The sequence below is a fragment of the Thauera sp. GDN1 genome (genome assembly GCF_029223545.1).
Classification (GTDB): Bacteria; Pseudomonadota; Gammaproteobacteria; order Burkholderiales; family Rhodocyclaceae; genus Thauera.
Window position 1 is genome coordinate 1952675 of the sequence record NZ_CP097870.1, and the last position, 24954, is coordinate 1977628.

Sequence of the window (24954 nt, forward strand, 5' to 3'; positions counted from 1 at the left end):
CTCCTTGTCAGCGCAGAGTGACGAATTCTTCGGCGCTGGTCGGGTGGATCGCGATCGTGTCGTCGAAATCCGCCTTGCGCGCGCCCATCTTCACCGCCACCGCGAAGCCCTGCAGCATCTCGTCCGCGCCTTCGCCGATCACATGCGCGCCGACGATGCGCTCGTCCGCACCGACGCACACCAGCTTCATCGAGGTCTTGGGGCGATGTTCGGTGAGGGCGTGGTACATGCCGGTGAAACGGGTCCTGTACACCCTGACGTCGGCGTGGCGGCGGCGCGCCTCGTCCTCGCTCAGGCCCACGGTGCCGATCGGCGGATGGCTGAAGATCACCGTGGGGATGCTGTCGTAGTCGAGCTTGCTGTCCGGCCTGTCGAGGAACAGGCGTGCGGCCAGGCGGCGGCCGGCAGCGATCGCGACCGGCGTCAGCTCGGCGCGGCCGGTGATGTCGCCGATGGCGTAGATGCCGGGCACGGCGGTGTTCTGGAAGGCGTCGGTGCTGATCACGCCCTTGTCGTCGGCGGCGAGACCCGCAGCAGCGAGATCGAGCCGATCGGTGTTGGCGCGGCGGCCGGTGGCCCATACCAGCGCGTCCACTTCCAGCGTGCTGCCGTCGTCGCATTCGACGCGCAGCGCGCCGTCGGCCTGGCGGGCGACGCTGCGCACCTGGGTGCCGAAGTGCAGCTTAACCCCGTCCTCCTGCATCTGGGCCATCAGTTCGTCGCGCAGCATGGCGTCGAAGGGGCGCAGGAGGTGGGGGCCGCGCACCAGCATGCTGACCTCGCTGCCCAGGCCGTTGAACACGCCCGCCAGCTCGACCGCGATGTAGCCGGCGCCGACCACCGCGACGCGGCGCGGCTGCTCCTCGAGCGCGAAGAAACCGTCGGAGTCGATGCCCAGTTCGGCTCCCGGAATGTCCGGCACCAGCGGCCGGCCGCCGGTGGCGATGACGATGTGCGGGGCGCTGAAGCGCTCGCCGTTCACCTCGATCGTGTGCGCATCGACGAAGCGGGCGAAGCCGCGCACCACGTCGACGCCGGCCTTCTCCAGCATGCCGCCGTAGATGCCGTTCAGGCGCGCGATGTACGCGTCGCGGCGGGCCTTGAGGGTGCTCCAGTCGAAACGGACCTCACCCACGCCGAAGCCGTAGCCGGGCGCGTCGCGCATCGCCTGCGCGATGTTCGAGGCGTACCACATCACCTTCTTGGGCACGCAGCCGACGTTGACGCAGGTGCCGCCCAGGCGCGCCGCTTCCACCACCAGCGCACGGGCGCCGTATTCCGCCGCGCGCCGGGCCGTGGCCACGCCACCGCTGCCGCCGCCGATGGCGATGTAATCGTAGTTCTTCATTCCTTGCTCCAATCCTGTCGGGCTCCGGCGGCGCAAGGCCGCGCCCGTGCCGCACCGGGTTCGCGAAGGCCCTATTGTCGCCCGGCCGCGTGCCGCGCGGGCAGGGGCTTACAGGATCTTTTCGATCGCGGCCTGCACCTCCGGGGCGTCGGGCTTCACCCGGCTCGGGAAGGTTGCGACGACGCGGCCGTTGCGGTCGATCAGGTACTTGTGGAAGTTCCACTCCGGCGCCGCGGACTGGCGCGCGATCTCGCGGAACAGCGGGTGCGCCTTGTCGCCGGTGACCGGGATGGGCGCGAACATGTCGAAGGTGACGCCGAAGTTCTCGAAGCAGACCTCGGCGGTCTTGGCTTCGTCGTCGGCCTCCTGGCGGAAGTCGTCGGACGGGAAGCCGGCGACCTTCAGCCCGCGGTCCTTGTACTTCTGGTGGATCGCCTCGAGTTCCCGGAACTGGCGGGTGAAGCCGCAGTGGCTGGCGGTGTTGACCACCAGCACCGGCTGCCCGGCGAAGCGGTCGGCGAGGCGAACGACCTCGTCGGCGTGCAGGCGGCGCAGCGCGTGATCGAACAGGGCGGCGGACTCGGCGCCGGGGCGGCTGGTCGAGGTGGCAGGGGCGTCTGTCTGCGCCTGGCCGAAGGCGGCGGTGCCGCACAGGGCGAGGGCGGCGAAGGCCGCGGGGAGGGTGGTGCGTCGAAGGGCGTGGCGAATCATTGCGGTCATCTCCGCTGGAGGTTCGGACGAGGCTGCCCGATAGACTGCCCGCGGGCGCGGTGGTTCGCGTTCCATGAGGAAACGGCGCCGGCGGGATGGCCGCGGGCGCCGTGCCGTGGTCGGACAGGGGCCGGTCAGAACCGGTTCAGATCCTCGAGCGCATCGACCACCATGCCGGTGCCGACTGCGATCAGCAGGATGTCGGCGGCGACGCGGACGTAGCGATGGCCTTCGGGCGGCATGCCGAAGCGCAGCACGATGTCACCGGGGGCATCGTAATAGACCAGGTCGCGCGGCAGCGGATAGCCGATCCGCCATTTCTTCGCCAGGCCCGGGGGCATGCAGCCATTGCGCTTCTTGGCGAGTCCCGGCGGGCAGCTGCCGCTGCGATAGCGCTCGCCGTAGTAGCTGCGCACGACTTCGCGGTGGCGCTCGGTGAAGTAGGCGCCGGCGCGTGGCGAGCCGTCGCGGTAGTCGCGGTCACGATCGCGGTCGCGATCACGGTCGCCATCCCGATCGCGGTCGCGGTCACGGTCGTTGTCGCGCCCGTCGCGCCGGTCGACATCGCTGCCGCGTTCGCGCTGGTCGACGCGCTGCTGGTTCTTGCGCTGCTCGCCCTTCGCGCCGGGTCCGCGATCGTTCTGCACGCGATCGGGCTTGCCTCCGCCGGCATGTGGCGGCTTTTCGGCCAGCACCGGCGTTGCGAGCAGCGAACCGGCCAGGGCCATCGCCAGGACGGTCATGGTTTTCGAACGAAGCTTGGCCATCTCGTTTCTCCCCTTGCATGTCCTGCCGGCCCCGAGCGGACGGCATGACGCCAGTCTAGCCAATTCCCCGCCATCCGGCGGCTGCATGCTTACGTCTTGTCACCGGCGCCGGCGAATTGATGCGAAAAAACAGGTTTCGTGGCGGCTGTGAAGCCGTTCAGAGCAGCGGAACGGCGTCCTTCTCGCCGCGCTCATACACCACGTTGGCGCGACCGACCAGCAGCGGGTCGAGCGGGCCGATGCGCTCGATGTCCTTGTTGGCATAGGGCAGCTTGTGCAGCACGTAGCGCAGTGCGTTGAGGCGCGCGCGCTTCTTGCAATCGGACTTCACCACCGTCCATGGCGAATCCGCCGTGTCGGTGTAGAAGAACATCGCCTCCTTGGCCTTGGTGTAGTCGTCCCATTTGTCCAGCGAGGCGAGGTCGATCGGCGACAGCTTCCACTGCTTGAGCGGGTGCGATTCGCGCTCCTTGAAGCGGCGGCGCTGCTCCTCGCGGCTGACCGAGAACCAGAACTTGATCAGGTGGATGCCGCTGCGCACCAGGTTGCGCTCGAACTCGGGCACCTGGCGCATGAACTCGTTGTACTCGTCGTTGGTGCAGAAACCCATCACGCGCTCCACCCCGGCGCGGTTGTACCAGGAGCGGTCGAAGAGCACGATTTCGCCGGCGGTGGGCAGGTGCTGGATGTAGCGCTGGAAGTACCACTGGCCGCGCTCCATCTCGGAGGGCTTTTCCAGCGCCACCACACGCGCACCGCGCGGGTTCAGGTGTTCCATGAAGCGCTTGATGGTGCCGCCCTTGCCGGCGGCGTCGCGACCTTCGAACAGGATCACGACGCGCTGGCCGGTGTCCTTGACCCAGGCCTGGAGCTTGAGCAGCTCCACCTGCAGGCGGTACTTCTGCTTCTCGTAGGCCTTGCGCGACATCAGGTTGCGATAGGGGTAGCCGCCCTGGCGCCAGTCGGGCGCGAGCTCGTCGTCCGGGTTGGCGACGGCGCCGGTGGTGCCGGTGTCGGCGCGCATCAGCGCGCGACGCAGCACATGGATGTCGTCGGGCGAGGCGCCGGCGAGGATGGCGTCGAGGGCGCGTGCCGCGCGCCTGGGGTCGCGCCCGGTCTCGGTCTTGAGGATGTCGGAGACGGCGACGAGCTTGGAGCTCTCGGCGGCCGCGATGGCCTGCTCGACCTCGAAGTGCTCGATGCCTTCGGGGCTCAGCTCGGGCGCGGTGTCACCGTCTCGCGCACGGCGGCTCGCGGGCTTCCTGCGCGGTGGTTTCTTCGCGCCGGCAGCAGGCGTCTGCGCAGTGTCGGTGGCGGGGGCTTGAAGGTCTTCGGCCTTGCTCATTACGGTTCTCCTCTTGCGTTCCCGTAGTGTAATCCTGCCGTCCGTGCCCGGCGTCGGGCGCGGTGAGCGGCGCGTGGCCGATGCCCGCGGGGGCACGGCGCGCGCCGCGGGAGTGCGCGTCGTGCCGCAAAGGAACGCTAGAATTGCGCCCCATTCAGTTCATCGCGCGGGCCTCGTCCCGTCCCCCCTGCTGCCCATGCCCCTGACCCCCGAAGCCCGCTCCCTGCTGGACATGGCCTACCGTGTCGGTGCGCCGCGCTTTCATCACCTGTCCGCGGCGCAGGCGCGCCACTCGTTCGAGAAGCTGCAGTTCGCCTTCCGCCCGGAAGCGCCGGCGGTCGCATCCACCATCGAGGTGCCGATGCCGCGGCCGGATGGCACGGCGCTGCTGGCTCGCTACTACCGGCCGCTGGCGTGCCATGTCGGCGAGCGCCTGCCGTTGCTGATCTATTTCCACGGCGGCGGCTGGTGCGTCGGCGACGTCGCGAGCTACGACGTGGTGTGCCGCGAGCTCGCCAATGACTCGGGGTGCGCGGTGTTGTCGGTGGAGTATCGGCTCGCGCCCGAGCACCCGTTCCCGGCGGCGCCGGACGATGCGCGCTTCGCCTTCGAGTGGGCGGTGGACAACGCCGACCTGCTCGAGATCGATGCGGAGCGGATCGCGCTCGGCGGTGACAGCGCAGGCGGCAACCTGTCCATCGTGACCGCGCTCGCGCTGCGCGAGGCCGCGATCCGGCCGCGTTTCCTGATGCTGGTCTATCCGAGCACCGAGATCCGCAGCGAACGCCCCTCGCGGGAGCGCTACGCCGACGGCTTCTTCCTCGATCGCGAGACCCTGCAGTGGTTCTTCGAGCGCTACCTGCCGGCGGGCGACACCGAGGACTGGCGCGCGTCGCCGATGCGCGCAGCCTCGCTCGCGGGCCTGCCGCCGATGCTGGTGATCGGCGCCGAGTTCGATCCCCTGGTGGACGACTGCGAGGCCTTCGCCGCCCGCGTCGCGGCCGAGGGCGGCGAGGTGCGCTACCACGCCTTCGCGGGCGTGGTGCATGGCTTCTTCACGCTCGGCAAGGTGTTCCCGGAGGCGCGCCAGGCAGTGGAGATGTGCGCCGCGGCGCTGCGCCGGCATCTGCGCGACGAGCGCGACTGAACCGCGGCGCGGCCTCAGGGCTGGGTGAGCACGGCGCGGCCGTTCTCGAGCGCCTCGACCTGGGCCAGGGTGCACACCGGGACGTCGAGCGCCTCGATGCTGGCGTGGCCCTTCTTGAAGCGCTTCTCGACGATGAAGCTCGCGCACAGCACGGTCGCGCCCGCTTCGCGCGCCATCTCCACCAGCGCGACCGCGGTGCGGCCGTTGGACAGGAAGTCGTCGACGATCACCACGCGGTCGGTCGGGACGATGTAGCGCTGCGACAGCACCAGCTTGGTCTCGCCGCCCTTGGTGGGCGAGGGGATCACGCGCGCGATCGCCGGCGACTCGACCTGCGGCGCGTACTTCTTCGCATACACCAGCGGTACGTTCAGCGCCTGCGCCACCACCAGGCCGGGGGCGATGCCGCTGGCCTCGGCGGTGAGCACCACCGTGGGCTCGAAGTGCGCCAGGCGGCGGGCGAGCTCCTGGCCCATCTCGGTGATGAAGCTGGGCTCGATGCGGTGATTGAGGAAGTGGTCGATCTTCAGGATCTGGTCGCCGATCACGGTGGCTTCGGCTTCGATGCGGCGCACCAGCGGCGCGTAGGGGCGGATGAGGGTGGGATCGACGTTCATGCGCAAGTCCGTAAACGAGAACGCCCCCTGGGCCGGGGGCAGGTCGCGCGGATTCTAGCCCAAGCCGGCGGCGGCGAGCAGGGCATGCGGGACGCGGCGCCGGTTCGGGCTAGAATTGGCGGCCCGTGCACACGATTGATGCAATGAACGACGAAGACTACATGCGCGCCGCGCTCGAACAGGCGCGCCAGGCCGGGGCCTGCGACGAGGTGCCGGTGGGCGCGGTGGTGGTGCTCGACGGCGAGATCGTCGGCCGCGGCTTCAACCAGCCGATCGGCCGCCACGACCCCACCGCCCACGCCGAGATCATGGCCCTGCGCGACGCCGCGGCGCGGCTGGGGAACTACCGCCTGCCCGGCTGCGAGCTCTACGTGACCCTGGAGCCGTGCGTGATGTGCACCGGCGCGATCATGCACGCGCGCGTCGCCCGCGTCGTCTTCGGCGCCCGCGACCCGAAGACCGGCGTGGCCGGCAGCGTGCTCGACCTGTTCGCCGAGACGCGCCTCAACCACCACGCCCGCATCGAGGGCGGCCTGCTCGCCGCGGAATGCGGCAGCATGCTGTCGAACTTCTTCGCCGCGCGCCGCGGCAGGACCCTGGTGGCCTGAATGCGGGTGCGTGTGGACATCGGCGCGCAGGTGCTGGCGCTGTTCGGCGAGGACGGCGCCTGCATCCGCCGCTACCCGGTATCGACCGCGGCCAACGGGGCGGGCGAGGAGAGCGGCAGCTACCGCACGCCGCGCGGACGCCACCGCATCCGTGCCCGGATCGGCGCCGGTGCGCCGTACGGCGCGGTGTTCCGCGGCCGCCGGCCGACCGGCGAGCTGTGGAACCCGGCGTTCGCTGCCGCTCATCCCGGCCGGGACTGGGTGCTGACCCGCATCCTGTGGCTGTGCGGCGAGGAACCCGGGCGCAACCGCGGCGGAGACGTCGATTCGATGCGGCGCTACATCTACATCCACGGCACCGGCGACGACCAGCCGATGGGCGCGCCGCGCTCGCACGGCTGCGTGCGCATGCGCAACCGCGACATCATCGAGCTGTTCGAACTGCTGCCCGTTGGCACCCCGGTGGAGATCGTCGAATGAGCCCGCTGCGGGAAGGTCGGGCGCAGGTCCCGCCGCCGGTTTGCGCCCCCGGCCTGCGGATCGAGATCGCCGACTGGGAGACGGCCGCGGCGCCGGTGATGCCGGTGCGCATGACGGTGTTCGTGCACGAGCAGGGCGTGCCCGAGGAGATCGAGCGCGACGCCTTCGATCCCCTCAGCCGGCACGCGATCGCGCGCGACGGGACGGGTGCGGTGGTGGCCACCGGGCGCCTGCTTCCCGACGGCCACATCGGGCGCATGGCGGTGCTCGCGCCGATGCGCGGCAAGGGCGTGGGCGGCGCGGTGCTGGAGGCGCTGGTCGCGGAAGCGGTTCGCCGCGGGCTGTGCGAGGTGGCGCTGAATGCGCAGGTGCATGCGCTCGACTTCTATCGCTGCCACGGCTTCGTCGAGCACGGCGCGGTGTTCATGGAGGCGGGGATCGCGCACCGCGCCATGCACCGCCGGATCTAGGCCGGCTTGAAGCGGTGCTCGACGCGGCTGCGCAACTCGCCGTGCGCGTCCCAGGTCCATTCCACGAAACGCGTTCCCGCGGCCTCGCCGTGCACGGCCACGCTGCTGCAGCGCGTGCCGTAGCCGGGGGCGCGGATGAAGGCGGGGGACAGCCAGCGTTCCCATTCCAGGCTGACGCCGGTCTCGGGCAGATGCGGATCGGCGGCGGGCGTGGGGTCGCGCATCAGCTGCAGCAGCGACTCGATCAGCCCGTCCTCGCCGGCTGCGCCCTCCGCCGCGGGTGTCTCCGCGCAGGCGGCAAGCTGGCGCTGAAGGCCGCTGCGCGCCTTCACCAGCTTGGGCCAGGGCGTGTCGAGCAGGTGGTTGGACAGCCCATATACGCCCGGCTGCAGCATGCGCACCGTGCCGGTCGTGCTCTCCAGCACGCCGAGCCGCTCGCCGTCGCCGACCAGCAGGTTGAACGCGGCGTAGGCATCGGCCTGCGTCGCCAGCGCGTGCAGGCAGGCGGCGGCGTCGCGCTGATCTTCCAGTGCGCCGCGCACCAGGGCGCCGCGCGAGGGCGCGCCGGCGACGTGGCGGCTGGGGTCGCGGTAGTTGGTCAGCGCGGCGAAGCGTCCGCTGCGGCTGAAGCCCATCCAGGTGCCGCCGGCTTCGAGATCGCGGCCGGCGAGCAGGTCCGGGGCGTCGGGCCACCAGTGCGCGGGCGCCGCCGGCCGGTTCAGGAACTCGTCGCGGTTGGCGGCGAGCACCAGCGGATAGCGCGGGTGCATCCGCCACGCGAACACGACCAGGCACATGGCGGCAGCGCTCCGGCGTTCAGCTCAGCGCGTAGGGCAGGGCGAGCAGGCTCAGGCGCGGGCCGTCGGGCGTGCCGAGGCGGATGTCGCCGGCTTCGGCGCTGCTCGACTGCAGTACCGCCAGCGCCTCGGCGCCACCGTCGGCGGTGGGGGCGACGTTGACCAGCTTGCCGGCCGACTGCTCGCCGAAGTCCGGTGCATACAGGTCCGTGCCCGCGGCGGCGGCCACGCCGGCCGGCAGTGCGACGCGGTAGGTGCGCTTCTTCAGCTTGCCGAGGTACTGGGTGCGGGCCACGATCTCCTGGCCCGGGTAGCAGCCCTTGTGGAAATTGACCCCGCCGATCAGCTCGTAGTTGAGCATCTGGGCGACGAACTCTTCCTGCGTCGGCGCGGTGATCAGCGGCAGGCCGGCGCGGATCATCGTCAATTGCCAGGCAGCGGTGCCTGCGCGCTGGGCGCCGGCAGCGAGCAGGGCGTCGTAGGCGGACGGCGCGGCCTCCGCCGGCACGGCGAGCACGTAGCGCGTCTCGCCGAGGCGGATGCAGCGCAGGCCGGAGGCGGCCAGGGTCTGCTTCATGTCCGCGGCGGGCAGTTCGGCGCCGGCGGCCTGCACCGCAGCGCCCGCGTCCGGGCCGGCGACGCCGATCAGGGCCACGTCGGCGCTGGCATCCGACAGCTTGACCTTGCTGCGCAGCACGTACATCGAGAACTTCTTCAGGAAGGCCGGCAGGATGTCGGCCGACAGCACCAGCGCATGGCCTTCGGCCTCGGGCCACATCAGGAAGCTGGCGATCATGCGCCCCTTGGGCGAGTTGAAGCTGTTCCAAGCCGCGGCGTCGGCTTCGAGCTTCCTGACCTCGTTGGACACGAGGTTGTGCAGGAAAACCGCGGAATCCGGGCCCACGGAGCGGATCGTGCCGAGGTGCAGCAGCGGCACGGCGATGGTCGACTCGGTCGCGGCGCGGGCCTCGCTGGCCGCGTCGCTGAAGTGCAGGGAGGCTTCGCCAAGGGTGGCGCCCAGGCGGGCGAGGTGTTCGGTCCAGACTGTCATGATCGGGGTTCGGGCTCGGGGGTTGGTGCGATGAAGTATTATAAGCGCCCTCCGCAGCCCGGTCGCCCATGGCGCCGGCAGGGATTTTCCGTCGATTGCGAGCGCCGATGAAGCGTCTTGTCCTCCGTCTCGTGCTGTTCCTGATCCTTGCCGCGGCGCTGGTCGCCGGAGCAGGGTGGTGGTACGCGCATCGCCCGCTCGCGCTGCGGGCCGAGGCGGTCGATTTCACCGTGCCGCGCGGCGTGGGCATGCGCCAGGCCGCGGGCCTGATCGAGCGTGCCGGCGTGCCGGTGGATGCGCGCGTGCTCACGCTGTTCGCCCGCGTCAGCGGCCGCGCCCATCGCATCAAGGCCGGCAGCTACGAGGTCCATGCCGGCATCACTCCCTGGCAGCTGATCCTGAAGCTGTCGGACGGCGATGTCTCGCAAGGGGAGCTGCTGCTGCCCGAGGGCTGGACCTTCCGCCAGGTGCGCCAGGCGCTGGAGTCGCATCCCGACCTCGAACCCGACACCGCCGGCCTCAGCGACGCCGAGATCCTCGCCCGCATCGGCGCCGGCGAGGAGCATCCCGAAGGCCTGTTCTTCCCCGATACCTATCTGTTCGACAAGCGCTCGGGTGCGCTCGGCGTGCTCAGGCGCGCCTATGGCGCGATGCATGTGCGCCTGGAGCGGGCCTGGGCCGAGCGCGACCCGGAGACGCCGCTCGGCTCGCCTTACGAGGCGCTGATCCTGGCGTCGATCATCGAGAAGGAGACCGGTCGCCCGGAGGACCGCCGGATGGTGGCCTCGGTGTTCGCCAACCGGCTGCGCATCGGCATGCGCCTGCAGACCGACCCGTCGGTCATCTACGGCCTGGGGCCGGATTTCGACGGCCGCCTGCGTCGCGTCCATCTCGACACCGATCATCCCTGGAACACCTACACGCGCGCCGGCCTGCCGCCGACCCCGATCGCGATACCGGGCGAGGCCGCGCTGCGTGCCGCGGTGCAGCCGGAGAAGAGCGAGTTCCTCTATTTCGTCGCCCGCGGTGACGGCAGCAGCGAGTTCTCCCGGAATCTCGCCGACCACAACCGCGCGGTGAACAAGTTCATTCGCAACGGAGGGGGCCAGTGAGCAAGATGCCGCCCGTCCGGCCCCTGTCAGACCTTCCCATGCGCCATACCGATCCGACCACCCCCGCGTCCGCGGGTGATCCTGAACCCCGGCCGGCGCTCGCACCCGCACGCGGCCGCTTCATCACCTTCGAGGGCATCGACGGCGCCGGCAAGAGCAGCCAGATCGCCGCCACCGTCGCCTTGCTGCAGGCGGCCGGCATCGATGTGGACCAGACCCGCGAACCGGGCGGCACCGCGCTCGGCGAGCGCCTGCGCGAACTGCTGCTGCACGAGCCGATGCACCTCGAGACCGAGGCCATGCTGATGTTCGCCGCCCGCCGCGAACATCTCGCCGCGCGCATCGAGCCGGCGCTGGAAGCGGGGCGCTGGGTGGTGTGCGACCGCTTCTCGGACGCGACCTTCGCCTATCAGGTCGGCGGCCGCGGTCTCGACCGCGACAAGTTCGACGCGCTGGAGGCCTGGGTCCATCCCGGTCTGCAACCCGACCTGACCCTGGTGTTCGACCTCGACCCGGCGGTGGCCGCGGCGCGCGTGGCCTCGACCGGCGTCGATCCCGATCGCTTCGAGCGTGAGCAGCGCGACTTCTTCGTGCGCGTGCGGACGGCCTATCTGGAGCGCGCCACGCGTGCGCCCGAGCGCATGCGCGTGATCGACGCCGACCGCCCGCCGGAAGTCATCCGCGCCGAGATCGAGCGCATCGTGCGCGAGCGCTTCTTCTCATGATCCACGCCTGGCTGCAGCCGACCTGGCAGCGCCTGGTCGAACTCGGCGAGCGCCTGCCGCACGCGCTGCTCTTCGTCGGCCCCGCCGGGCTGGGCAAGCGCGAGCTGGCCGAGGCGCTCGCCGCCCGCCTGCTGTGCGATGCGCCGCGCCCCGACGGCCACGCCTGCGACCATTGCGAACCCTGCCAGTGGCGGCTCACCGGCAACCATCCGGACCTGATCCGCGTGGTGCCGGCGGCCGAGCTCGTCGCCGCCGCCGAAGGGGCGGGCGAGAGCGAGACGCCCGCGCGCGAGACCCCCGCCAAGGCCGCCTCCGAGCAGATCGTCATCGAGCAGATCCGCGACCTGCAGGCTGCGCTCAGCATCACCGGCCACCACGGCTCGCGCCGGGTGGTGGTGCTCGACCCCGCCGAGGCGATGAACGTGTTCACCGCCAACGCCCTGCTCAAGCTGCTCGAGGAGCCGCCCGCCGGGTGCGTCTTCCTGCTCGTGTCCTCGGCGCCGCGCCGGCTGCTGCCCACCATCCGCAGCCGCTGCCAGCAGTGGCATTTCGCCCGCCCCGCCGAGGCCGAGCTCGCGCACTGGACGGCGCAGGCCGACCGCGATACGCAAACCCTGCTGGCGCTCGGCGGCGGCATGCCGCTGGCGGCCGAGCGCCTGGCGCAGGCCGGCGGCGGCGCGCTGCTGGCGCGGTTCGTGCGCGACATCGGCGGGCTGCAGGCGGCCGACGCGTTGCGCGTGGCCGGGCAGTGGGAAGCCTGGCTGAAATCCAAGGAGGCCGCCGCGGCCGGCTTCGGCCTGCCCGAGCTCTCCGACTGGATGCTGCGCTGGGTCGGCGATCTCGCCGCACTGCGCCTGGGCGGCCGGACGCGCTTCTTTCCGGCGCAGGAGGGCGTGCTGTCGGCGCTGGCCAGCCGCATGACCGTGGCGGCGGCGAGCGGCTGCTACAATGAGCTCGTCCAGATCCACAAGGTGTCGCGCCATCCGCTCAGTCTGCGGCTGGTGCTCGAAGACATGCTGATGCGCTACGCCCGCGCCATTGCCGGAGCCCGAGGATGACCGAAGCCGCCCGCCCCGCCGTCGCCCGCCCGAGCGTGCTGTCGCTCAACATCAACTCCAAGTCGGCGCTCTACGCGTCCTACATGGCCTTCCTCGCCAACGGCGGCATCTTCGTGCCCACCCCGAAGGCCTACAGGATCGGCGACGAGGTCTTCATGCTGCTGCAGCTGATGGACGACCCGACGCGTCATCCGGTGGCCGGCACGGTGGCGTGGATCACCCCGCACGGCGCCCAGGGTGGCAAGACGCAGGGGATCGGGGTGCATTTTTCCGCCGACGAATCGAGCAAGGTGCTGCGCAGCCGCATCGAGCAGGTGCTGGCCGGGCACCTGGGGTCGAACCGGCCCACGCATACGCTCTGATTCCTCGACCCGCCACGATTCGCCCCCAACCCGCAGGACCCGGATGTTCGTCGATTCACACTGCCACCTCGATTTCCCCGACCTCGCCGCGCGCGAGGACGAGATCCTCGCCACCATGGCCGCCAACGACGTCGGCACCGCGCTGTGCATCGGCGTGAAGCTGGAGGATTTTCCGCGCGTGCTCGGCCTGGCCGAGCGCCACGCCCACCTGTGGGCGACCGTCGGCGTGCATCCCGACAACGACGGCGTCGAGGAGCCCGACGTGGCGCGCCTGGTCGCGCTCGCCGACCATCCCAAGGTGGTGGCGATCGGCGAGACCGGGCTGGACTACTACTGGCAGAAGGACGCTCCGGAGTGGCAGCGCGCGCGCTTCCGCACCCACATCCGCGCGGCGCGCGAGACCGGCAAGCCGCTGGTCATCCACAACCGCGGCGCGGCGCACGACACCCTGCGCCTGATGCGCGAGGAGCGGGCCGGCGAGGCGGGCGGCGTCATGCACTGCTTCACCGAGAGCTGGGATGTGGCCGAGGCGGCGCTCGAGCAGGGCTTCTACATCTCCTTCTCGGGCATCGTCACCTTCCGCAACGCGAAGGATCTCAAGGAGGTCGCCCGGCGCGTGCCGCTCGAACGCCTGCTGATCGAGACCGATTCCCCCTACCTCGCCCCGGTGCCGCACCGGGGCAGGACCAACGAACCCGGCTGGGTCGTGCATGTGGCCGAGGAAATCGCCCGCCTGCGCGAACTGCCGCTGGCCGCCATCGAGCAGGCCACCACCGACAACTTCTTCCGCCTGTTCCGCCATGTACAAAGACCTGCCTGAAATGACGACGGCGCGCCGCCCGTCGCCCAAGCCGTCGCGCAAGGTGCTGGCCGCCGCCGTGGTCGCGGCCAGCACCCTGTTCTCGTGCGCCACCATCGCCGGCAGCTACGAGGACGCGCTCGGCGCCGCCAGCCTGGGCGACACCTCCCAGCTCGCCGGCCTGCTCGACCGCGGCATCGACCCGAACACGGTCGACGGGCAGGGCAACTCGCTGCTGATCCTCGCCGCGCGCGAGGGCCAGCTCGACACCGTCGGGGCGCTGCTGAAATACCGTCCGAAGCTCGACTACCGCAACCTCGCCGGCGATTCGGCGCTGATGCTCGCGGTGCTGCGCGGTCACGACGCGGTGGCGCAGAAGCTGATCGAGGCCGGCGCGCAGGTGAACCACGAGGGCTGGGCCCCGCTGCATTACGCCGCGTTCGAAGGTCGCGAGGCGATTCTCGACCGGCTGCTCGCCGCCGGCGCCGACGTCAATGCGCCGGCGCCCAACAAGGCCACCGCGCTGATGCTGGCCGCGCGCAACGGCCACATCGGCGTCGTCCGCCGCCTGCTGGCCGTGGCGCAGACCAATGTCAACGCGCTCAGCGACACCGGCCTGTCCGCCGATGCCTTCGCGCTGCAGAACAAGAACACCGACATCGCCGAGCTGATCGCGGCCGAGCGCAAGCGCCGCGGCCTGCGCCCGCCGGCGATGACGCTCACGATCGAGTGATCGCGATACCACCCGAAAAGAACACGACGAGGAAACAGGATGACCAGCCTGCCCAGATGCCCTGCGTGCAACTCCGAATACACCTACGAGGACGGCGACAACTACGTCTGTCCGGAATGCGCGCACGAGTGGCCTAAGCACGCCGCCACCGAGGCGGTCGAGGCGCAGAAGGTGTGGAAGGACGCCAACGGCAACGTGCTGCAGGATGGCGACAGCGTCACCGTGATCAAGGACCTCAAGGTCAAGGGCTCGTCGCTGGTCGTGAAGGTCGGCACCAAGGTCAAGAACATCCGCCTGGTCGAGGGCGACCACGACATCGACTGCAGGATCGACGGCATCGGCGCGATGAAGCTGAAGTCGGAGTTCGTGAAGAAGAGCTGAGCGTGTAGCGCCGGGCGGCGCGGCGGCAAGGGGCTGCGGCGGGGGCGGAGGGGTCGGGTCCGCGGCTTCCGCCGCTCCCACGGCAGGCTGCGGCGCTCTCGAGCCATGCAGGAGCGGTGGCGGGCGTGCCCGTTGCTGCACGCGCGCCGGCTGCCACACCGGTTCCCGTGGGAGCGGCGGCAGCCGCGATGTCGGCCGCGTTCAGTCCCTGAACTTCGCCGGCTGCTTGGTGATCCCGGCGCGGATCGCCGCCTGCAGGTCCTCGGACATCAGCATCGCCGCGTTCCAGGTGGCGACGCGGTCCAAGCCGTCGGCTACGCTGTGGTCGCGGGCGTGGTTGAGCGTGTCCTTGGTGCCGCGGATCGCCAGCGGCGATTTGGTGGCGATGAGCCGGGCAACGGTCATCACGCCTTCCATCAAGGCATCGGACGTGTCGAACACGCGATTGACCAGGCCGACGCGCGCAGCTTCCGCGCTGCCGAGCTTGCGACCGGTGTAGGCGAGCTCGCGCACCATGCCCTCGCCGATCAGGCGCGGCAGGCGCTGCAGGCTGCCGACGTCGGCGACCATGCCGAGGTCGATCTCCTTGACCGAGAAATACGCGTCCGCGGCGCAGTAGCGCATGTCGGCGCAGGCCACCAGGTCCACCCCGCCACCGACGCAGGCGCCGTGGATGGCGGCGAGCACCGGCTTGCGGCAGCGTTCCAGGCTGCTCAGCGTGTCCTGCAGGTCGAGGATCAGGTTGCGCAGGTTCTCGCGCGTCCGCGCCTCGCAGCTGTCCTTCACCGTGGGCAGGATGCTCATCATCATCTGCAGGTCGATGCCCGCGCAGAAGTTGGCGCCCGCGCCATGCACCACCGCCACGCGCACTGCCGGCGTGCGATCCGCCCACTGCATCGCGGCGCGGAGGTCCTGCCACATCTGCATGTTCAGTGCGTTGGCCTTGTCGGGGCGGTTCAGGGTCACGACGGCGACCTGGCCGTCGAGGCCGATGCGCAGCGTGTCGAACTGAGGCAGCGGGATGCCGGCGACGCCGGGGGAGGCGGGGAGCTGGCCGGCGACCAGGGCCGGGGCGGAGGCGCTCTTCTCGATGCTCGCGGCGAGCTCGATCCCCTGCTTGATCGCGCGCTTGGCGTCGAGCTCGGCGGCGACGTCGGCGCCGCCGATCAGATGGACCCGCATGCCGGCCTCGATCAGCGCGGCCTGCAGTTCGCGCTGCGGCTCCTGGCCGGTGCACAGGATCACGTTGTCCACCGGGAAGACCTCGTCCTTGCCGGCTATCGTCACGTGCAGTCCGGCATCGTCGATGCGGCGATAGCTCACGCCGGGGATCATCTTCACGCCGCGGTTCTTGAGTGCGGTGCGGTGGATCCAGCCGGTGGTCTTGCCCAGGCCTTCGCCGACCTTGCTCGCCTTGCGCTGCAGCAGCACGATCTCGCGCGGGGCGGCGTCCAGCTGCGGTGGCATCAGGCCACCACGGCGGGCGTATTTCGCGTCGATGCCCCATTCGGCATAGAACTTTTCCGGCGCCAGGCTGGGGCTCACGCCCTCGTGGCTGAGGTATTCCGCGACGTCGAAGCCGATGCCGCCCGCGCCCAGAATGGCGACTCGGCGGCCGACCGGTTTCCTGTCCCGCAGCACGTCGAGGTAGCCGAGCACCTTGGGATGCTCCACGCCCTCGATCTCCGGCACGCGCGGCACGATGCCGCTGGCGAGCACGACCTCGTCGAACCGGCCGGCCAGCTCCGCGGCGGAGACGCGGGTGTTGAGCCTGAGCGTCACGCCGGTCTGTTCGATGCGACGGCCGAAGTAGCGCAGGGTCTCGGCGAACTCCTCCTTGCCGGGGATCTGCATGGCGATGTTGAACTGGCCGCCGATGCGTTCGCCGGCCTCGAACAGCGTGATCTGGTGGCCGCGCTCGGCAGCGGTCGTCGCGAAGGCCAGGCCCGCCGGGCCGGCGCCGACCACCGCGATGGTGCGCGGCGTGGCGGCGGGCTCGATCACCAGCTCGGTCTCGTGGCAGGCGCGCGGATTCACCAGGCAGGAGGTGATCTTGCCGCTGAAGGTGTGGTCGAGGCAGGCCTGGTTGCAGGCGATGCAGGTGTTGATGTCGGCGCCGCGGCCCTCGGCAGCCTTGCGCACGAATTCGGCGTCGGCGAGGAAGGGCCGGGCCATCGACACCATGTCGGCCTTGCCCTCGGCGAGGATGGCCTCGGCGACCTCGGGCGTGTTGATGCGGTTGGTGGCGATCAGCGGGATGCGGATGTGGTCCCTGAGCTTCTTCGTCACCCAGGCGAAGCCGGCGCGCGGCACGCAGGTGGCGATGGTGGGGATGCGCGCCTCGTGCCAGCCGATGCCGCTGTTGATCAGCGTGGCGCCGGCGGCCTCGATCGCCTGTGCGAGTTGCACCACCTCCTCGAAGGTCGAGCCGTCCTCGACCAGGTCGAGCAGGGACAGGCGGAAGATGATGATGAAGTCGCGCCCGAGGCGTTCGCGGGTGCGGCGCACGATCTCGGTGGCGAAGCGGATGCGGTTCTCGTAGGCGCCGCCCCAGTCGTCGCTGCGCTTGTTGGTGTGGGCGACGATGAACTCGTTGATCAGGTAGCCCTCGGAGCCCATGATCTCGACGCCGTCGTAGCCGCCCTCGCGGGCGAGCTCCGCACAGCGCACGAAGTCCTCGATCGTGCGCTCGACGTCCGCCGCGGACAGTTCGCGCGGCACGAAGGGCGAGATCGGGGCCTGGATCGGGCTGGGTGCGACCAGCTCGGGGTGATAGGCGTAGCGGCCGAAGTGCAGGATCTGCATCGCGATCCTGCCGCCTTCGCGATGCACCGCGTCGGTGATCACGCGGTGGTGCGCGGCTTCCTCCGAGGTGGTCAGCGTGGCGCCGCCGCTCCACGGCCGGCCCTCGGCATTGGGGGCGATGCCGCCGGTGACGATCAGGCTCACGCCGCCGCGCACGCGCTCGGCGTAGAAGGCTGCCATGCGCTCGAAGCCGCCTTCGACTTCTTCCAGGCCGACGTGCATCGAGCCCATCAGGAAGCGGTTGGGCAGGGTGGTGAAGCCGAGGTCCAGGGGACGGAACAGGTGCGGATAGGTAGCCATCGTCTCGCTCGCGGTCGTTCTGGGTGATTCTTGATGGGGGCTGGTCGCATGGCCGGACGACGGCGGGGGTGTCTCCGGCGTGGCCGCCGGAGCGGGTGGCCGGCCCGCGCGCGCGAGGGGAGGGAGATACGCACGGACCGGCGGACAGACCAGGAGCCGGCGTCCGACTATGCAACCAGTTGCAGTACTGTAGAAGATCGCTGCGAACTATGCAACGCGTTGCATGGTGCGAGGCGGCGCGGATAGACTCGGGCCATGTCGCTCGCCCATGCACTGCTCACTTCCCTGCTCGAACAACCCTCGTCCGGCTACCAGCTGGCGCGGCGCTTCGACAAGTCCATCGGCCACTTCTGGCAGGCGACCCACCAGCAGATCTACCGCGAGCTCGGGCGCATGGAGAAGGCCGGCTGGATCCGCTCAGAGCCCGACCCCGAAGCCGGCCGCGGCCGCAAGCGCAGCTACAGCGTGCTGCCGGCGGGCGAGGCGGAGCTGATGCGCTGGGCGGGCGAATCCGCGCCGCTGGCCGAGCTGCGCGACGAGTTCCTCGTCCGCCTGCGCGCCGACGCCGTCATCGGCCCGCTCGGCCTGATTCCCGAACTCGAGCGCCGCCGCGCCCTGCACGCCGACAAGCTGCGCGCCTATCGCGCGATCGAGGCGCGCGATTTTCCGTCCGGCGCCCAAGCCTCGCGCCAGCGCCGCATCCATCACCTGATCCTGAAGGCCGGCATCCAGTACGAGGCGGGCTGGATCGCTTGGTACGACGAGGCGCTGGGGACCCTGGTCATGGACGCGCCGGGCGAGCGGAAGCCTCGGGCTAGCGGCGCGGAGGCCGGCCGCTGAGCGGGCGAGCGCTCAGGGCAGTTCGCGCACGAACTCGGCGACCATCGCGATCACCTCCGCTTCCTTCTCCCGATGCGGCACGTGGCGGGTGTCCGGCATCAGGGCGAGCCGCGTCGGCCCGCCGCTGAGTTCGGCGATCAGTTCCGGATGGCGCGTGGTGCCATATTCGTCCTCGATGCCGTGAATGGCGAGAGCGGGGCAGCGCAGCTGCGGCAGCACCTCGCGCAGCGACCAGGTCTCGAACTCGGGATGCAGCCAGGACTCGATCCAGGCATCCAGGACCCAGCGCGCCTTGTCGCCGTGGTAGCGCTCGAGGCGGGCGATCTGGGCCGGATCCTTGAAGAACTCGCGCGCCTCCTCCAGTCCCTTCACCGTCCGCTCCTCGAGAAAGCTCTGCGCCGACTCGGTGACCAGCCCGACGCAGGTCCCGGCGTGGTGGGCGGCGCAGTTCACCGCCATGCCGCCGCCGACGCTGTGACCGAAGAGGATGAAGCCTTCGATGCCGAGGTGGCGGAGCACGGTGTCGAAACCGTTCTCGGCCTCGCGGGCGATGAAGTCCAGCGCCAGCGTCGCCGGATGGGCGTCGGACCTGCCGAAGCCGAGGCGGTCGTAGGCGACGACCTGGCGGCCGGTCGCCGCGCACAAGGCCTCCGGAAAGCCGCGCCACAGCTCGACGCTGCCCAGCGAGTCGTGCAGCAGGACGATGGGCGCGCGTGCGCCGGAAACGGCCGGCGACCACACCCGGCAGAACAGAACGCCATCCGGCGTGTCGATACGGTGATCCTGAACCGGGGGGCTGGTGGCGATCATCTTCGGCTGGGGGGACTCGACCTGGTCGGGCGGGAAAGCTGTTGGAGAAGGCTGCATTCCACCCTGCGTTGACGTGCACGTCAATAGAGGAGCGCATCCGTTCCTGGCGCCGCCCTCCCGACCCGAGGGAGTAGACCGGCGTCGATGAGGCCCTGAGCGGCCAGCCCGACACAGGTGTTTACCCGATGGCGTCATCCTGCCCGCCGGGCGCACCCTTGCATGCTGGCGGCGTCGGCGGGATGTGGGCGGTCATCGCAGGCAACGAGACAAAGGAGGAGTCATGACCAAATTCATCGTCAATGGCAGCACCCATCAGGCGGATGGGGACCCCGAGATGCCCTTGCTCTGGTATCTGCGCGACCTCGCCGGGCTGACCGGCACGAAGTACGGCTGCGGCCTGGGCTTGTGCGGCACGTGCACGGTGCTGGTCGACGGTCAGCCGGCGCGCGCCTGCCTGCTGCCGATGGGCGAGCTCGAAGGGCGGGCGATCACCACCATCGAAGGCCTGTCGCCCGACGGCATGCATCCGGTGCAGGAAGCCTGGCGCGAACTCAACGTCGCGCAGTGCGGCTACTGCCAGAGCGGGCAGATCATGCAGGCGGCGGCCCTGCTGGCGAAGACCCCGGACCCGAGCGACGCCGAGATCGACGCCGCGATGAGCGGCAACCTCTGCCGCTGCGGCACCTACCCGCGCATCCGTGCCGCGATCAGGCAAGCGGCCAAGGGAGCCGCGAAATGAGCGCCATCATCATGAGTGGGATCGCCAACCTGAGCCTGAGCCGCCGCGGCTTCCTGCGCGGCCTCGCGGCCGGCAGCTTCGTGCTGGCGACCGGCATCCGCCCCGCGCGCGCGCAGGAAACCAGGTACGGCGCCGAGGCCATGAGCGGCGGCCTGAAGGACGACCCGCGCATCTTCCTCGCCATCGCCGACGACGGCACGGTGAGCCTGCTGTGCCATCGCGCCGAGATGGGGCAGGGCGTGCGCACCAGCTGGGCGATGGTGGTGGCCGACGAGCTCGAGGCCGAGCTGGCGCGGGTGAAGGTGCTGCAGGCACCGGGCGACGAGGCGCGCTTCGGCAACCAGAACACCGACGGCTCGCGCAGCATGCGCCATCACTTCCAGGCCCTGCGCCGCATCGGCGCGGCCGCCCGGCAGATGCTCGAGCAGGAGGCGGCGGCGCGCTGGAAGGTGACGGTCGCGGAGGTGCGCGCCGAGCGTCACGAGGTGGTGCATGCGGCCAGCGGCCGGCGCATCGGCTTCGGCGACCTCGCCCGCGCCGCGGCGCTGCGCCCGGTGCCGGCCGCGGACGCGCTGGTGTTCAAGAAGCCGGCGGATTTCCGCTACATCGGCCGCGACGGCGTCGCACTGGTCGACAACCTCGACATCACCACCGGCAAGGCCGTCTATGGCATCGACGCCCGCATCGAGGGCATGGCCTACGCGGTGATCGCGCGTCCGCCGGTCTATGGCGGCAGGCTCAGGCGTTTCGACGCCGCCCGTGCGCTGCAGGTGCCGGGGGTGCTGAAGGTGGTGCCGATCGAGGAAACGCCGATCCCCTCGGCCTTCCAGCCGCTCGGCGGGTTGGCGGTGATCGCCGACAACACCTACGCCGCGATCAAGGGCCGCGGGCTGCTCGACATCGAATGGGACGACGGCCCCAACGCCGGCTACGACTCGGCGCGCTACCGCGAGGCGCTGGAAGCCGCTTCGCGCCAGTCGGGCAAGGTGGTGCGCAGCAACGGCGACGTCGATGCCGCGCTGGCCAATGCCGACCGCCGCGTCGAGGCGAGCTACTACATCCCGCATCTGGCCCAGGCACCGATGGAGCCGCCGACCGCAACCGCCCGCGTCACCGCGGACCTGTGCGAGGTCTGGTGCAGCGTGCAGAACCAGGAGGCGATCCGTGCCGACCTCTCCAAGCGCTTCGGCCTGCCGCTCGACAAGGTGATCGTGAACACGCTGCTGCTCGGGGGCGGCTTCGGGCGCAAGTCCAAGCCGGACTTCGCCAGCGAGGCGGCGATCCTGTCGCGGGCGATGGACGGGCGGCCGGTCAAGCTAACGTTCACCCGCGAGGACGACCTGCACAACGGCTACCTGCACACGGTCTCGGTCGCGCGCCTGGAGGCGGCGCTGGACGCCGGTGGCAGGCCGCAGGCCTGGCTGCACCGCACGGTGGCGCCGACCATCCAGTCGATCTTCGTGCCTGACGCGCAGCAGGCCGGGACCTTCGAGCTGGCGATGGGCGCGGTCGACATGCCTTTCGCCATCCCCAACGTGCGCGTCGAGAACCCGCCTGCGCCCGCGCACACGCGCATCGGCTGGTTCCGCTCGGTGTCCAACATCCCGCACGCGTTCGCGATCCAGAGCTTTGTCGCCGAGCTGGCAGCGGCCGCCGGGCGCGACCCCAAGGACTACCTGCTCGAGCTGCTCGGCCCGGACCGGGTGATCGATCCCGCCTCGGTGTCCGACCAGTGGCTGTACGGTGAGGACCCGAAGCGCTACGCCTACGACACCGCGCGCCTGCGCGGCGTCATCGAGCGCGTGGCGGCCGAAGCGGGCTGGGGCCGCAGCCTGCCGCAAGGCCACGGCCTGGGCATCGCCGCGCATCGCAGCTTCGTCAGCTATGCAGCGGTAGTGGTCGAGGCGGCGGTCGATGCCGAGGGTAGGCTGAGGATCCCGCGCGTGGACATCGCCTTCGACTGCGGCGCGGTGATCAACCCCGATCGGGTGCGCGCCCAGCTCGAAGGCGCGGTGATCCAGGGCATCAGCCTGGCGACGGAGGGCGAGATCAGCTTCAAGGCCGGACGCGTCGTGCAGGGCAACTTCCACGACTACCCGGTGACCCGCATCGATGGGGCGCCCAAGCAGATCCGCACCCATCTGCTGACGCCCACCGGTTTCGATGCGCCACTCGGCGGCGTGGGCGAGCCCGGCCTGCCGCCGGTCGCGCCGGCGCTGTGCAATGCGATCTACGCCGCGACCGGCAAGCGCATCCGCAGCCTGCCGATCCGCGACCAGCTCGGCTGAGGAGGCGCACATGCACAGCACCGACCGACAAGTGCTCGACGCGGCGTGCCGCTGGGCCGCGGCGGGGCAGCGTTTCGCCCTGGTCACGGTGGCGCGCACCTGGGGCTCGGCGCCGCGCCCGCCGGGCGCGTGGATGGCGCTGCGCGCGGACGGCGTGGTACAGGGCTCGGTGTCCGGTGGCTGCCTCGAGACCGACCTCATCGAGCGCATGCTGGGCGGCGAGTTCATGTCGAGCGCAGCGCTCGTGCACGCCTACGGCCTCACCCAGGACGAGGCGCGCCGCTTCGGCCTGCCCTGCGGCGGGACGATGGAGCTGGTGATCGAGCCGCAGCCCGACGTCGCCGCGTTGCAGGCCCTGACCGAACGCATCGCCCGCGGCGAGCTGGTGCGCCGCAGCGTCACGATCGGCGAGGCGGGTAACCGGATCGCGGCCGGCACGGCGGGCGATCGGGTGCAGTGGGACGGGCGGACGCTGAGCACGCCCCACGGCCCGGCCTGGCGCCTGCTGATCGTCGGCGCCGGGCAGATCTCCAGCTATCTGGCGCAGATGGCGCAGGCGCTCGACTACCAGGTCTTCGTCTGCGACCCGCGGGAGGAGTATGCGGCCGAGTGGCAGGTGCCCGGCACCACGATCGTGCCCGGCATGCCCGACGACGCGGTGCTGGAACTCCGACTCGACCCGCACAGCGCGGTGGTCGCGCTGACCCACGACCCCAAGCTCGACGACATGATGCTGCTCGAGGCGCTGAAGTCGCCGGCCTTCTACGTCGGCGCGCTCGGCTCCACGGTGAACAGCCAGCGCCGGCGCGAGCGCCTGCTGCGGTATTTCGACCTCACGCCGGCCGAAGTCGATCGCCTGCATGGCCCAGTCGGGCTTCAGATCGGCAGCCGCACGCCGCCCGAGATCGCGGTCGCGATCCTCGCCGAGATGACCGCGGTGCGTAATGGCGTCGGCACGCCCTTCGCACACGCGGTTGCGGCGCCGGCTTCATCGGCGGACGGACCGGCCGCAGCCGCGCCGGTCGGCGCCTGCCCATGAGCGGGGTGGTGCGCGGCGCCAGCAGCGGCGAGATCGTCGGCATCCTGCTCGCCGCCGGCAGGGGACGGCGCTTCGGCAGCGACAAGCTGATGCACCCGCTGGCCGATGGCCGGACGATGGCGCTGGCCGCCGCGGCGAATCTGCGCCCGGCCTGCGATCGGGTGGTGGTCGTGCTGCGTGCGGCCGATCACCCCCTGGCCGCGCGCCTGGTGGAGGCGGGGTGCGAGATCCTCGCCTGTCCCGAGGCGGACGGCGGCATGGGGCACAGCCTCGCCGCGGGCGTGCGCGCCACCGCCGATGCGGCGGGCTGGATCGTGGCCCTGGCCGACATGCCCTTCATCCAGCCGTCCACCCACCGTGCGATCGCCGCCGCGCTGCGCGCCCGCGCCAGCCTTGCCGCCCCGCAGTACCAGGGGCAGCGCGGACACCCGGTCGGCTTCGCCCGCCAGTGGCGCGAGGCCTTGTCCGCATTGACCGGCGACCATGGCGGCCGCGACATCCTGAGCGCGCATCGCGCGCAGCTCGTGCTGCGCCCGGTCGATGATCCGGGCGTGCTGATGGACGTCGACCGGCCCGAGCAGCTGCCGGCCCGCCCTCAGGCGGCGCCGAGCACCGACTGAAGCGTGCGCGCACCGGCCGGCGACAGCAGCCAGCCGAGCGCGGCACAGTTCAGGACGACGAACGCCAGAAAGCCGATCGCAAACACCGCGGGCAGCGCGCTGCGCCCGGAAGAAGCCGGTGCCACCGCACGCTCGCCGACGAAGGCGACGGCTTTCGCCTGCGCGCGCCCCTTGCCGTCGGTGACGCACTCGTAGGTCACCAGCTCGTTCCCCTGCGGCCGGCGCTGCCGGCTGGACAGCGCGCTGATGTGCACGAAGACGCGCTCACCTCCGCCGTTGGGCGTGATGAAGCCGAAGCCTTTATCGTCGTTCCAGGTGGTGATTCGTCCTTGATGGCGCATGGGGGTGAGTTGGGTCGGGTGAGGGGTGGGCACAGGGGGCCATGACGAATGCCGTGAGCCGTGTGGAGGATAAACCAGGCGGGGAGGGGCGTCTGCCCAGAGGGTGATGGAGCTTGTCGACACTGGGCAGGGAATGCTGTCGACCTGCCGCGTATCGGCCAATGGTGTCGCTCGATTCCGCTCGGCCATATGCGAAAGGGATGAGCGGTTGCCGAAATTCCCAAGTCACCCTAACGACCCGGAAGAGACATTCGTCATCTCGATGGTGCAGCGGCGGGTTTCTAAGCGGAGACGACCTTCAAGACAAGGCGCAGTTGCGCAGCGCTGCTCGCCCAGGTTTTTATTCAGCGGTACGCACTGCCAGACTCACAACTCGCCGTGATGACTGAGGTAACGCTTGATTGCGTGAACGACCTCGTCGGCGCTTGCATGAGCCTCCACTTCGATCCCGAGCGCCCGAGCAAGCTCACGTGCCTTCGCAAGGTTCACGTGTGCCCCTCGCGGCTCGGCAGCCTTGACCAGTTCTCGCGCCCGCTCGAGATCTTCAGCCGACTGTCGCTTGAATTGACTCAGGACCCAGTTGAGCATTTCGCGGAGGCCTTTTGGGAGACGACATGATGGAACGGGTCGTCGGACTATGGGTCTGCTCCCATCAACGGGT

General features: G+C 70.6%; 27 protein-coding genes. 16 read left to right on the top strand and 11 right to left on the bottom strand.

The window, feature by feature from the left end:
* Positions 1–7 precede the first annotated feature (7 nt).
* The 4 genes from gorA to ppk2 form a co-directional block, all read right to left on the bottom strand.
* The gene (gorA, locus tag CKCBHOJB_RS08900; RefSeq protein ID WP_281048331.1) at positions 8–1348 is read right to left on the bottom strand and encodes a glutathione-disulfide reductase; all 1341 of its coding nucleotides are present in this window, start codon (positions 1346–1348) and stop codon (positions 8–10) included.
* A 108-nt stretch (positions 1349–1456) separates the two neighbouring features.
* Positions 1457–2068: a glutathione peroxidase gene (locus tag CKCBHOJB_RS08905; protein WP_281048332.1), complete on the bottom strand. Its 612-nt coding sequence runs from the start codon at positions 2066–2068 to the stop codon at positions 1457–1459.
* Between the two features lie 125 nt (positions 2069–2193).
* On the bottom strand, positions 2194–2826 hold the full coding sequence (locus CKCBHOJB_RS08910; protein ID WP_281048333.1) for a hypothetical protein: 633 nt from the start codon (positions 2824–2826) through the stop codon (positions 2194–2196).
* Positions 2827–2983: 157 nt separating this feature from the next.
* Positions 2984–4171, bottom strand: coding sequence for a polyphosphate kinase 2 (ppk2, locus tag CKCBHOJB_RS08915; protein ID WP_281048334.1), 1188 nt, complete (start codon positions 4169–4171; stop codon positions 2984–2986).
* A gap of 196 nt (positions 4172–4367) precedes the next feature.
* Here ppk2 and CKCBHOJB_RS08920 point away from each other — a divergent pair, with 196 nt between their 5' ends.
* Positions 4368–5318, top strand: a complete 951-nt coding sequence (locus tag CKCBHOJB_RS08920) for an alpha/beta hydrolase (RefSeq protein WP_281048335.1) — start codon at positions 4368–4370, stop codon at positions 5316–5318.
* Positions 5319–5332: 14 nt separating this feature from the next.
* Here the strand turns inward: CKCBHOJB_RS08920 and xpt are convergent, their stop codons facing one another.
* Positions 5333–5935, bottom strand: coding sequence for a xanthine phosphoribosyltransferase (xpt, locus tag CKCBHOJB_RS08925; protein WP_281048336.1), 603 nt, complete (start codon positions 5933–5935; stop codon positions 5333–5335).
* Between the two features lie 143 nt (positions 5936–6078).
* Here xpt and tadA point away from each other — a divergent pair, with 143 nt between their 5' ends.
* The 3 genes from tadA to CKCBHOJB_RS08940 are packed head-to-tail and all read left to right on the top strand — an operon-like array spanning position 6079 to position 7493.
* Positions 6079–6543 (top strand): tRNA adenosine(34) deaminase TadA, encoded by a 465-nt coding sequence (gene tadA / locus CKCBHOJB_RS08930; RefSeq protein WP_281048337.1) that lies wholly within the window; start codon positions 6079–6081, stop codon positions 6541–6543.
* Positions 6544–7023: a L,D-transpeptidase gene (locus CKCBHOJB_RS08935; RefSeq protein WP_281048338.1), complete on the top strand. Its 480-nt coding sequence runs from the start codon at positions 6544–6546 to the stop codon at positions 7021–7023.
* Positions 7020–7493, top strand: coding sequence for a GNAT family N-acetyltransferase (locus tag CKCBHOJB_RS08940; protein ID WP_281048339.1), 474 nt, complete (start codon positions 7020–7022; stop codon positions 7491–7493). Before CKCBHOJB_RS08935 ends, CKCBHOJB_RS08940 begins: the two co-directional genes overlap by 4 nt.
* Here CKCBHOJB_RS08940 and CKCBHOJB_RS08945 read toward each other — a convergent pair.
* Complete coding sequence (locus CKCBHOJB_RS08945; RefSeq protein WP_281048340.1) at positions 7490–8290, bottom strand: NRDE family protein; 801 nt, start codon at positions 8288–8290, stop codon at positions 7490–7492. The genes CKCBHOJB_RS08940 and CKCBHOJB_RS08945 overlap by 4 nt on opposite strands.
* 19 nt (positions 8291–8309) lie before the next feature.
* A complete protein-coding gene (locus tag CKCBHOJB_RS08950) occupies positions 8310–9341 on the bottom strand; it encodes a folate-binding protein (RefSeq protein ID WP_281048341.1) in 1032 nt (343 codons plus the stop codon).
* Positions 9342–9448: 107 nt separating this feature from the next.
* Between CKCBHOJB_RS08950 and mltG the strand changes: the two genes are divergently transcribed.
* The 7 genes from mltG to CKCBHOJB_RS08985 are packed head-to-tail and all read left to right on the top strand — an operon-like array spanning position 9449 to position 14511.
* Positions 9449–10453: an endolytic transglycosylase MltG gene (gene mltG / locus CKCBHOJB_RS08955; protein WP_281048342.1), complete on the top strand. Its 1005-nt coding sequence runs from the start codon at positions 9449–9451 to the stop codon at positions 10451–10453.
* Positions 10454–10491: 38 nt separating this feature from the next.
* Complete coding sequence (tmk, locus tag CKCBHOJB_RS08960) at positions 10492–11178, top strand: dTMP kinase (RefSeq protein ID WP_281048343.1); 687 nt, start codon at positions 10492–10494, stop codon at positions 11176–11178.
* Positions 11175–12236: a DNA polymerase III subunit delta' gene (gene holB, locus CKCBHOJB_RS08965; RefSeq protein WP_281048344.1), complete on the top strand. Its 1062-nt coding sequence runs from the start codon at positions 11175–11177 to the stop codon at positions 12234–12236. Before tmk ends, holB begins: the two co-directional genes overlap by 4 nt.
* Positions 12233–12598, top strand: a complete 366-nt coding sequence (locus CKCBHOJB_RS08970; protein ID WP_281048345.1) for a PilZ domain-containing protein — start codon at positions 12233–12235, stop codon at positions 12596–12598. The genes holB and CKCBHOJB_RS08970 overlap by 4 nt, the downstream gene beginning before the upstream one ends.
* A 43-nt stretch (positions 12599–12641) precedes the next feature.
* Positions 12642–13418 (top strand): TatD family hydrolase, encoded by a 777-nt coding sequence (locus CKCBHOJB_RS08975; protein ID WP_281048346.1) that lies wholly within the window; start codon positions 12642–12644, stop codon positions 13416–13418.
* 1 nt (position 13419) lies between these two features.
* Positions 13420–14130, top strand: a complete 711-nt coding sequence (locus CKCBHOJB_RS08980; RefSeq protein ID WP_281048347.1) for an ankyrin repeat domain-containing protein — start codon at positions 13420–13422, stop codon at positions 14128–14130.
* A gap of 39 nt (positions 14131–14169) precedes the next feature.
* A complete protein-coding gene (locus tag CKCBHOJB_RS08985; protein WP_281048348.1) occupies positions 14170–14511 on the top strand; it encodes a zinc ribbon domain-containing protein YjdM in 342 nt (113 codons plus the stop codon).
* 201 nt (positions 14512–14712) lie between these two features.
* Here CKCBHOJB_RS08985 and CKCBHOJB_RS08990 read toward each other — a convergent pair whose 3' ends face one another.
* Positions 14713–17616 (bottom strand): crotonase/enoyl-CoA hydratase family protein, encoded by a 2904-nt coding sequence (locus CKCBHOJB_RS08990; protein WP_281048349.1) that lies wholly within the window; start codon positions 17614–17616, stop codon positions 14713–14715.
* 255 nt (positions 17617–17871) lie between these two features.
* Here CKCBHOJB_RS08990 and CKCBHOJB_RS08995 point away from each other — a divergent pair, with 255 nt between their 5' ends.
* The gene (locus CKCBHOJB_RS08995; RefSeq protein ID WP_281048350.1) at positions 17872–18456 is read left to right on the top strand and encodes a PadR family transcriptional regulator; all 585 of its coding nucleotides are present in this window, start codon (positions 17872–17874) and stop codon (positions 18454–18456) included.
* A 12-nt stretch (positions 18457–18468) separates the two neighbouring features.
* Here the strand turns inward: CKCBHOJB_RS08995 and CKCBHOJB_RS09000 are convergent, their stop codons facing one another.
* On the bottom strand, positions 18469–19323 hold the full coding sequence (locus CKCBHOJB_RS09000; protein ID WP_348634832.1) for an alpha/beta hydrolase: 855 nt from the start codon (positions 19321–19323) through the stop codon (positions 18469–18471).
* A gap of 223 nt (positions 19324–19546) precedes the next feature.
* On the opposite strand from CKCBHOJB_RS09000, the gene CKCBHOJB_RS09005 reads away from it, so the two are divergent.
* From CKCBHOJB_RS09005 to CKCBHOJB_RS09020, 4 genes are read left to right on the top strand one after another with little or no spacing between them, the layout of a single operon-like run.
* Positions 19547–20005, top strand: coding sequence for a (2Fe-2S)-binding protein (locus CKCBHOJB_RS09005; RefSeq protein WP_281048351.1), 459 nt, complete (start codon positions 19547–19549; stop codon positions 20003–20005).
* Positions 20002–22293 (top strand): molybdopterin cofactor-binding domain-containing protein, encoded by a 2292-nt coding sequence (locus CKCBHOJB_RS09010; protein ID WP_281048352.1) that lies wholly within the window; start codon positions 20002–20004, stop codon positions 22291–22293. The genes CKCBHOJB_RS09005 and CKCBHOJB_RS09010 overlap by 4 nt, the downstream gene beginning before the upstream one ends.
* 10 nt (positions 22294–22303) lie before the next feature.
* Positions 22304–23332 carry an XdhC family protein gene (locus CKCBHOJB_RS09015; protein WP_281048353.1) on the top strand — a complete coding sequence of 343 codons (1029 nt, stop codon included), beginning with the start codon at positions 22304–22306 and terminating at the stop codon, positions 23330–23332.
* Positions 23329–23952 carry a nucleotidyltransferase family protein gene (locus CKCBHOJB_RS09020; RefSeq protein ID WP_281048354.1) on the top strand — a complete coding sequence of 208 codons (624 nt, stop codon included), beginning with the start codon at positions 23329–23331 and terminating at the stop codon, positions 23950–23952. The genes CKCBHOJB_RS09015 and CKCBHOJB_RS09020 overlap by 4 nt, the downstream gene beginning before the upstream one ends.
* Here the strand turns inward: CKCBHOJB_RS09020 and CKCBHOJB_RS09025 are convergent.
* On the bottom strand, positions 23928–24293 hold the full coding sequence (locus CKCBHOJB_RS09025) for a cold shock domain-containing protein (protein ID WP_281048355.1): 366 nt from the start codon (positions 24291–24293) through the stop codon (positions 23928–23930). The two genes, CKCBHOJB_RS09020 and CKCBHOJB_RS09025, sit on opposite strands and share 25 nt — an antisense overlap.
* 366 nt (positions 24294–24659) lie before the next feature.
* Positions 24660–24881, bottom strand: a complete 222-nt coding sequence (locus CKCBHOJB_RS09030) for a hypothetical protein (protein ID WP_281048356.1) — start codon at positions 24879–24881, stop codon at positions 24660–24662.
* Positions 24882–24954 lie beyond the last annotated feature (73 nt).

Coding starts and splice junctions, on each gene's coding strand:
- gorA (WP_281048331.1), bottom strand. CDS start 1,348: ATGAAGAACTACGATTACATCGCCATCGGCGGCGGCAGCGGTGGCGTG.
- CKCBHOJB_RS08905 (WP_281048332.1), bottom strand. CDS start 2,068: ATGACCGCAATGATTCGCCACGCCCTTCGACGCACCACCCTCCCCGCG.
- CKCBHOJB_RS08910 (WP_281048333.1), bottom strand. CDS start 2,826: ATGGCCAAGCTTCGTTCGAAAACCATGACCGTCCTGGCGATGGCCCTG.
- ppk2 (WP_281048334.1), bottom strand. CDS start 4,171: ATGAGCAAGGCCGAAGACCTTCAAGCCCCCGCCACCGACACTGCGCAG.
- CKCBHOJB_RS08920 (WP_281048335.1), top strand. CDS start 4,368: ATGCCCCTGACCCCCGAAGCCCGCTCCCTGCTGGACATGGCCTACCGT.
- xpt (WP_281048336.1), bottom strand. CDS start 5,935: ATGAACGTCGATCCCACCCTCATCCGCCCCTACGCGCCGCTGGTGCGC.
- tadA (WP_281048337.1), top strand. CDS start 6,079: ATGAACGACGAAGACTACATGCGCGCCGCGCTCGAACAGGCGCGCCAG.
- CKCBHOJB_RS08935 (WP_281048338.1), top strand. CDS start 6,544: ATGCGGGTGCGTGTGGACATCGGCGCGCAGGTGCTGGCGCTGTTCGGC.
- CKCBHOJB_RS08940 (WP_281048339.1), top strand. CDS start 7,020: ATGAGCCCGCTGCGGGAAGGTCGGGCGCAGGTCCCGCCGCCGGTTTGC.
- CKCBHOJB_RS08945 (WP_281048340.1), bottom strand. CDS start 8,290: ATGTGCCTGGTCGTGTTCGCGTGGCGGATGCACCCGCGCTATCCGCTG.
- CKCBHOJB_RS08950 (WP_281048341.1), bottom strand. CDS start 9,341: ATGACAGTCTGGACCGAACACCTCGCCCGCCTGGGCGCCACCCTTGGC.
- mltG (WP_281048342.1), top strand. CDS start 9,449: ATGAAGCGTCTTGTCCTCCGTCTCGTGCTGTTCCTGATCCTTGCCGCG.
- tmk (WP_281048343.1), top strand. CDS start 10,492: ATGCGCCATACCGATCCGACCACCCCCGCGTCCGCGGGTGATCCTGAA.
- holB (WP_281048344.1), top strand. CDS start 11,175: ATGATCCACGCCTGGCTGCAGCCGACCTGGCAGCGCCTGGTCGAACTC.
- CKCBHOJB_RS08970 (WP_281048345.1), top strand. CDS start 12,233: ATGACCGAAGCCGCCCGCCCCGCCGTCGCCCGCCCGAGCGTGCTGTCG.
- CKCBHOJB_RS08975 (WP_281048346.1), top strand. CDS start 12,642: ATGTTCGTCGATTCACACTGCCACCTCGATTTCCCCGACCTCGCCGCG.
- CKCBHOJB_RS08980 (WP_281048347.1), top strand. CDS start 13,420: ATGACGACGGCGCGCCGCCCGTCGCCCAAGCCGTCGCGCAAGGTGCTG.
- CKCBHOJB_RS08985 (WP_281048348.1), top strand. CDS start 14,170: ATGACCAGCCTGCCCAGATGCCCTGCGTGCAACTCCGAATACACCTAC.
- CKCBHOJB_RS08990 (WP_281048349.1), bottom strand. CDS start 17,616: ATGGCTACCTATCCGCACCTGTTCCGTCCCCTGGACCTCGGCTTCACC.
- CKCBHOJB_RS08995 (WP_281048350.1), top strand. CDS start 17,872: ATGTCGCTCGCCCATGCACTGCTCACTTCCCTGCTCGAACAACCCTCG.
- CKCBHOJB_RS09000 (WP_348634832.1), bottom strand. CDS start 19,323: ATGCAGCCTTCTCCAACAGCTTTCCCGCCCGACCAGGTCGAGTCCCCC.
- CKCBHOJB_RS09005 (WP_281048351.1), top strand. CDS start 19,547: ATGACCAAATTCATCGTCAATGGCAGCACCCATCAGGCGGATGGGGAC.
- CKCBHOJB_RS09010 (WP_281048352.1), top strand. CDS start 20,002: ATGAGCGCCATCATCATGAGTGGGATCGCCAACCTGAGCCTGAGCCGC.
- CKCBHOJB_RS09015 (WP_281048353.1), top strand. CDS start 22,304: ATGCACAGCACCGACCGACAAGTGCTCGACGCGGCGTGCCGCTGGGCC.
- CKCBHOJB_RS09020 (WP_281048354.1), top strand. CDS start 23,329: ATGAGCGGGGTGGTGCGCGGCGCCAGCAGCGGCGAGATCGTCGGCATC.
- CKCBHOJB_RS09025 (WP_281048355.1), bottom strand. CDS start 24,293: ATGCGCCATCAAGGACGAATCACCACCTGGAACGACGATAAAGGCTTC.
- CKCBHOJB_RS09030 (WP_281048356.1), bottom strand. CDS start 24,881: ATGCTCAACTGGGTCCTGAGTCAATTCAAGCGACAGTCGGCTGAAGAT.